Raw genomic sequence first — 7,267 nt, forward strand, 5'->3', positions numbered from 1 at the left:
GACATGAGCCGACGGATCGTGCTGCTGGGCGTCGCCGCCGTGCTGGCGATCCTCAGCGCGGTGGCGGTGGTCGCCTACGCCGGCGGCGCCGACCGCCGAGCCGTCGAGGGCAAGAAGGGCGTCTGGGTGCTCCTGGCCACCGAGGCGATCCCGAGCGGCACGACCGGCGCCCAGATCCGCTCGCGGCGTCTGGTGCGGCAGGTGCTGATGCCGGCCGAGACCGTGCCGTCCGGGGCCCTGACCAAGCTCGACCCGGCGCTCGACGCCAAGGCGCTCAACGCCACCCTGCAACCCGACCAGATGCTGCTGACCCGGCAGTTCGACCCGGCCGCGAAGGCGGCCGCCAAGCCGGCGGCGACCTTCAAGGTGCCGCCCAGGCAGCTCGCCATCAGCGTCGAACTCGGCATCGCCCGGCAGGTGGCCGGCAACGTCAAGCGCGGCGACAAGGTGACCGTGTACGTCACCGCGCCCAAGAGCGACACCCCGGAGAATCCGCAGAAGACCTGGGTCGTGCTGCCGACGGCCACGGTCCTCAGTGTCGGCGAGAGCGTTCCGCCCAACATCGCCACGTTGCTCTCACCGAGCGGACACCCGCACGCCTCGGGCCCGGCCGGTGCGAGCCCTGCTCCCAGCCCCACGACCACCGTCACCCTGCTGCGCTACGTGGCCACCCTGGCCGTCACCCCCGACCAGGCCGAAGCGCTGATCAACGGCTACAACCGCGGCTACCTGCACCTGGCGTTGCAGGGCGCGAAGGCGACCGTGACCGCCACGCCGACCGTCGTCGAGAGCGGGGATGCCGGATGAGTCTCTACGTCTACCTCGAGCCGGATCGCGAGATGCTGGCCGAGCGCGGGCCCGAGTTCCAGTCGGTCGGCGGCGCCATCGTGCACAGCATGGCTGAGCTCGAGGCCCACCTGCCCCGCTACCCCGAGACGCTGCTGGTCCTCGTCGGAGCGAGCGTCGACCTCGACGAGGCGCTGATGTTCACCGCCTACCAGAGGCTGCAGCGGCCTCTCATCGGCGTGGTGCTGATCCGCCGCACGATCCTGCCGGCCGAGGTCATCCGCTGTCTGCAGGCCGGCGTCCGCGACGTCGTCGAGGAGTCCGACTGGGACAGGGTCCGGCAGGCGACCAGCCGCTCGGTCGACATCTCCAAGGCGCTCAGCACGTCGCTCCGCTCCGGCGCCGAGGGCACGCCGCTCGGCCGCATCATCACCGTGTTCGCCGGCAAGGGCGGCTGCGGCCGCAGCTTCGTCGCGATCAACCTGGCCGTGGCGTTGTGGGCCGGCGGCGCCCGGCGGGTGCTGATCGTCGACCTCGACCTCCAGTTCGGCGACGTGGCCATCATGTTGAAGCTGCCGCCCGACCGCAGCATCGCCGGCGGCATCGCGATGGCGGGCCGCCTCGACGAGCCCGGTCTGCGGTCGATCGTCACCCCGTACCGGCCCGGGGTCGACGCGCTGCTCGCGCCGGGCAACCCGGCGCAGGGCGAGCACGTCCGCCGCGAGCTCGTGCTGGAGATCCTCGACGTGGCCCGGCCGCACTACGACTTCATCATCATCGACACCCCGGCCATCGTCACCGATCAGGTGCTGGCCGCGCTGGACGTCTCCGACTGGTTCGTGCCGATCGTCACGCCCGACCTGCCGACGCTCAAATCGGTGCGCCTGACCGTCGAGATGTTCGACATGCTGGAGTACCCGCGCGACCGCAGCCTGCTCGTCTTCAACCGCGCCAACACCCAGGTCGGTCTGACCACGGCCGACGTCGAGGAGGCGATCGGCATGCCGTTCGCGTCGCTCGTGCCCTCCAGCCGCGACGTGCCCCTCTCGGTCAACCAGGGCGAGCCGCTGATGGTCACCGAGCCGCTGCACCCGGTCAGCCGGGCGATCCGGCAGCTCGCCGACCGCTGCGCCGGCACGGAGACCGCGCAGGAGCCGAAACGCGGCCTGTTCGGCCGCCGGAAGAAGGTGCCGCGATGAGCCTGTCCGCCCGGCTCGGCATGTACGGGAACAAGATCAACGCCGAGGAGGAGTCCGAGCACCCGGAGGAGGCCGACCGGCGCGGATCCGCGAACCGCTACCGGGCGGCCGGGCGGCAGGCGGCGGACCCGGTCTACGACGTACGCCTGAGAATCCAGCGCCGGCTGGCCGACGAGCTCGGCCCGACGCTGTACGCCAGTCGCGGCGAGGACGAGGCGCTCGATGCCCGCGTCCGCGACGTGCTCTCCGACCTGCTGGCCCGGGAGGAGACCCCGCTCTCCGGCAGCGACCGGGCGCGCATCGTCAAGGAGATCACCGACGAGGTCCTCGGGCACGGGCCGATCGAGGGGCTGCTGCGCGATCCGTCGGTCAACGAGGTGATGGCCAACGGCGCCAAGAACGTCTACGTGGAACGGTTCGGCCGCATCGAGCGCACCGAGGTGGAGTTCGACGACGAATCCCACCTGCGCCGGATCATCGACCGCATCTGCGCCCGGGTCGGCCGCCGCGTCGACGAGGCCAGCCCGATGGTCGACGCCCGTCTGCCCGACGGCAGCCGCGTCAACGCCATCGTGCCGCCGATCGCCCTGGACGGCGCGTCGCTCACGATCCGGAAATTCTCGGCGACGCCGCTGACCGTGGGCGACCTCATCTCGTACGGCACGATGACCCGGCCCGCCGCCGAGTTCCTCGACGCCTGCGTCCGCGGGCACCGCAACGTGCTGGTCAGCGGCGGCACCGGCTCCGGCAAGACGACGATCCTCAACGTGCTCTCCAGCTTCGTGCCGGCCGACGAGCGCATCGTGACCATCGAGGACGCCGCCGAGCTGCGTCTGGGGCAGGACCATGTCGTACGCCTGGAATCGCGCCCGGCCAACGCCGAGGGCCGGGGCACGGTGAACGCCCGCGACCTGGTGCGCAACGCGCTGCGGATGCGCCCCGACCGGATCGTCGTCGGCGAGGTCCGCGACGCCGCCGCGCTCGACATGCTGCAGGCCATGAACACCGGTCACGACGGCTCGCTGACCACCCTGCACGCGAACACGCCACGCGACGCCGTCAGCCGGCTCGAGACCATGGTGCTGATGGCCGGCATGGACCTGCCGAGCCGGGCCATCCGCGACCAGATCTCGTCGGCCGTCGACCTGATCATCCAGATCACCCGGTTCAAGGACGGCTCGCGCAAGGTCAGCCACATCACCGAGGTCGTCGGCATGGAGGGCGACACCGTCACGCTCCAGGACCTGTTCCTGCTCGAGGTCACCAGCGACGTCCCGCCCCACCTGGCCCAGCTCAGGCCGACCGGCATCCGCCCCCGGTTCGTCGACGCCCTGGCCATGTACGGCGTGACCCTGCCCGCCGGCATCTTCAGCGGTGCCCGATGATCCTCGTCGCGGTGTCCTCCGCCGCGGCCGCGTTCCTGCTGTTCTTCGTCCTGGTCGAGAGGATCTTCGGCCGTACGCCGATGCAGCGCCGCCTGACCACGCTGAAGCAGTACACCGTGGGCGACCGCCGGAACGACGAGCCCCTGCTGCGCCGCCTCCAGCACGCGGCGGGCGACGTGGTCGAGCAGTCCCCCGGCCTGACCAGGCTGGCCGCCCGGTCGACGGTCAAGCTCGACCAGGCCGGCGCCCAGATGCGCCCCACCGAGTGGCTGGTCCTGCGGGCCGGCGTCGCGGTCACCTCCGCAGTCGCGCTGGCCGTCCTGCTCCACGTCGTCGCCGGGTTCGTGCTCGGCCTGCTGCTCGGCTTCCTGGTGCCGGGCATCCTGCTCAACAGCGAAATTAGCCGACGCCGGCAGCGGTTCGCCGACGACCTGCCGGCTCTGCTCCAGCTGGTCCTGAGCGCGCTGCGCTCCGGCTTCACGCTGCAGCAGTCGGTCGACGCCGCGGTCCGCGACGACGAGGGGCCGGTGGCCGAGGAGTTCGCCCGGGCCCTGTCCGAGTCGCGGATCAGCGGCGACTTCGAGGATGCGCTGGAGCGAGCCGGCGAGCGCCTGCAGAGCCCCGAACTGGGCTGGCTCACGCTGGCCCTGCGCCTGCAGAAGGAGACCGGCGGCAGCCTGTCCGACGTCCTGCAGACCACCGCCGAGACCATGCGCGAGCGCGCCTACCTGCGCCGGCACGTGCGCTCGCTGTCGGCCGAGGGCCGCATCTCGGCGTACGTGCTGGTCGCCCTGCCGATCTTCGCCACCGGCCTGCTGTTCCTCACCCGGCGCGAATACATGCAGGTGCTCTGGCAGAGTGCCCTCGGCCTGGTCGTCCTGGGCGTGGCGCTCCTGATGGTCATCGTCGGCAGCCTGTGGCTGCGCTCGGTCACGAAGATCGAGGTCTGACCCCATGACGGCCGGAACGCTGGTCCCGATCGCCGCGGCTGCCGCCGTGCTGGCGGTCGCCTGTGCCGCGGCCGCCGTCACCATCCCGGCCGGCCGCCGCCAGCGGATGCTGCGCATCCTCGCCGAGTTCGAGAGCAGCCGTAACGCGTCCCGGGCAGTCGGACGCCCCCTCGGCGGCAGGCTTCGTGCCCCCGTCGTCCGGGTGATCCAGCAGATCGGCGACGTCATCACCCAGCCCCGGATCCGGCAGCGGCTGTCCCAGGGGCTCGACTACGCCGGGAACCCCTCCGAATGGCCGCTCGACCGGGTCATCCGGGCCCGGGTGGTGGGCGCCGCGGCGCTCGGTCTGCTGGGCTGGTGGGTCGGCACACGCTCGGGCGGCCCGTGGGCGCTGCCCGGCCTGCTGGCGGGTGCTCTGGCCGGCATGAACATCCCCGATCTGCTCGTGTACAACGCCGGCGCCAAGCGGCAGGCGGCGCTGACCCGGGCCCTGCCCGACGTGCTCGACGCCATGGTCATCGGGGTCGAGTCCGGCCTCGGCCTGGACGCGGCCATGGCCCAGGTGGCGGTGCTGCTGCGCGGCCCCATGCCCGACGAGATCAACCGCGTGCTGCAGGAGATGCGCCTCGGCGTGCCCCGCACGGAGGCCCTGCGTTCGCTGGCCGCGCGGACCACCGTACGTGACCTGAAAACGCTCATCACGGCGCTCGTGCAGGCCGGTGAACTGGGCATCTCGGTGGCCGGCATCCTGCGCGAGCACTCCCTCGAACAGCGCACCCGCCGCCGCCAGTACGCCGAGGAGAAGGCTCAGAAGGTGACGGTCAAGCTGCTCTTCCCGGTCATCTTCTGCCTGTTCCCGGTGATCTTCATCGTGGTGCTGGGGCCGGCCATCATCAACATCATGACCGGTGGTTTGTGAGCCTGGCCCGGGCACACCGCTCAGACGGCAGCGCCTCCTGCCGATGAGTGGAGGTGATCACTGTCGGCACTGACCTCGACGAGGAACGCCGGCTCGCCCTCCTGCACGAGTACTGCCTGCTCGACGCGCCCGCCGACGACGAGCTGACCACCGTGGTGCGGGTCGCGGCGCTGATCGCCGGGGTGCCGACCGCCACGCTCAACCTGATCGACGAGAGCCGGCAGTGCCAGCTCACCACGTACGGCTTCGAGGGCGGCAACACGGCCCGGTCCGACTCGATGTGCGCCATCCAGTTCCGCTCCGGCCAGTTCGTGCACGTCAGCGACGCTCGCGAGCATCCGCTCTACCGCGACAACCCCTGGGTCACCGGCAAGCTGGCCGCCGTCCGGTTCTACGCCTCGGCGCCGCTGATCACCCCCGAGGGGTACGCCCTGGGGACGCTGTGCGTCTTCGACGACTGCGTCAAGGAACTCACCGACGACCAGGCCGGACGCCTCGCCGACCTGGCCGACGTGCTGGTGGCCCTGTTCGAGCGGCGCCGTCAGGCCCGGCTCAACGAGAAGCTCGCCATCGAGGCCGAGCTGCGCAAGCAGTTCACCACCACGGTGCTCGAGACGATCGACGTGGGCGTGGTGGTCTCGGACGCGGACGGCCACGTCACCATGTTCAACCGGGCCGCCCGGGAATGGCACGGGCTGGAGGCCGACGCTTCCCTGGACCCGGCCGCGCTGCCCGATCACTACGGCCTGTTCGACGCCGACGGAACGCGCCGCCTGCAGCCGGACGAGGTGCCGTTGCTGCGCGCTCTGCGCGAAGGGCTGGTGCAGAACGCCGAGATGACAGTGCGGGCACCGGGTCGTCCGGTCATGCAACTGAGCTGTACGGGACGCCGCATGGTGGACGACACGGGCCGGGTGCAGGGCGCGGTGATCGCGTTGCACGACGTAACCGCCGACCGCGCGTACCGTCGCGAGATCGAGGGGGCCAGCGCCGAGATCGCGGCCCGCGGCGAGGCGTTGTCAGCCGCACTGGTCGAGCTGCGTCGTTCCAACGAGGAACTGGAACACTTCGCCGGCACAGTCAGCCACGACCTGGTGCGTCCGATGGCGGCCGCCCACGGCTTCCTGGACCTGCTGGTAGGCGAATACTCCACGAACCTCGACGATCGCGCCGGGAAGTGGTTGACCGGGGCGATCCGCTCGGTGGAGCGGATGCAGAAGCTGGTGGACGCGCTGCTGAAGTACGCCCGGGCCGGCCAGACCCCGTACCAGGCAGAACCGGTACAGCTCAACGCCGTGCTGCTGGACGTGCTGGCCGACCTGCGCACCGCCACGGAGAGCAGCCAGGCTCAGATCTCCGCCACCGACGACCTGCCCACCATCCAGGGCGACCCGGTGCTGCTGCGCCAACTCCTGCAGAACCTCATGGACAACGCCATGAAGTACCGCCATCCCGACCGCCCCTGCCGCATCTCGGTCAGCGCCTCGTCCCGGCCCGACCGCTGGGTGATCCGAATAGCCGACAACGGCATCGGCATCCCCGCCGAACAGCGTGAGCGCGTGTTCGAGATGTTCGCCCAGGTCGATCCCCAGCACCAGAAGGGCTACGGCATAGGCCTCTCCACCTGCCTGCGCATCCTCGAGCGCCACAGCGGCAAGATCATCCTCGAGGAGACCCCCGGCGGCGGCACCACAGTCTGCCTGTCACTTCCCAGATAGCGCTGAAGCCGTCCGCACACCTCGTCGCGGCCTGGCGCGAGACGGACCGTCTCGTGTCTCGCTGCGACTGGCGAGCCGAACCGTCTCGTCTCGGCACAGCTGGCGAGACGAGACGGCTTGTCTTGTAGCCGATCCGCGGTCGCGGCCCGAGCTGTGCGGCCGGGTAGCCGGCGTTTCGTCGGCCGGCGTTTCGTCGGCCGGCGTTTCGTCGGCCGGCGTAAGAAATGGTCCGGAAATGGCAGTAGGCCCACCCCGGTAAGGGGTGGGCCTACTGTTCACGTTGAGTCCGGCGGCGTCCTACTCTCCCACA

6 protein-coding genes are annotated in these 7,267 nt (G+C 70.9%); all 6 read left to right on the forward strand.

Going from position 1 to position 7,267, the window contains the following annotated elements; translation table 11 throughout:
- Positions 1-3: 3 nt before the first annotated feature.
- From cpaB to KXC43_RS30490, 6 genes are read left to right on the forward strand one after another with little or no spacing between them, the layout of a single operon-like run.
- Complete coding sequence (gene cpaB, locus KXC43_RS30465) at positions 4-807, forward strand: Flp pilus assembly protein CpaB (protein WP_221379631.1); 804 nt, start codon at positions 4-6, stop codon at positions 805-807.
- On the forward strand, positions 804-1,985 hold the full coding sequence (locus KXC43_RS30470) for a CpaE/TadZ family protein (RefSeq protein ID WP_221379632.1): 1,182 nt from the start codon (positions 804-806) through the stop codon (positions 1,983-1,985). The genes cpaB and KXC43_RS30470 overlap by 4 nt, the downstream gene beginning before the upstream one ends.
- A complete protein-coding gene (locus tag KXC43_RS30475) occupies positions 1,982-3,370 on the forward strand; it encodes a TadA family conjugal transfer-associated ATPase (protein WP_255645084.1) in 1,389 nt (462 codons plus the stop codon). The genes KXC43_RS30470 and KXC43_RS30475 overlap by 4 nt, the downstream gene beginning before the upstream one ends.
- Entirely contained in the window at positions 3,367-4,320 is a 954-nt protein-coding gene (locus tag KXC43_RS30480; protein WP_221379633.1) for a type II secretion system F family protein, read from the forward strand. Before KXC43_RS30475 ends, KXC43_RS30480 begins: the two co-directional genes overlap by 4 nt.
- Positions 4,321-4,324: 4 nt before the next feature.
- The gene (locus tag KXC43_RS30485) at positions 4,325-5,239 is read left to right on the forward strand and encodes a type II secretion system F family protein (protein ID WP_221379634.1); all 915 of its coding nucleotides are present in this window, start codon (positions 4,325-4,327) and stop codon (positions 5,237-5,239) included.
- 53 nt (positions 5,240-5,292) lie between these two features.
- Positions 5,293-6,957, forward strand: a complete 1,665-nt coding sequence (locus KXC43_RS30490; RefSeq protein ID WP_308129320.1) for a GAF domain-containing sensor histidine kinase — start codon at positions 5,293-5,295, stop codon at positions 6,955-6,957.
- Positions 6,958-7,267: the final 310 nt, after the last annotated feature.

The sequence above is a fragment of the Paractinoplanes polyasparticus genome, assembly GCF_019710575.1.
GTDB classification, from domain to species: domain Bacteria; phylum Actinomycetota; class Actinomycetes; order Mycobacteriales; family Micromonosporaceae; genus Actinoplanes; species Actinoplanes polyasparticus.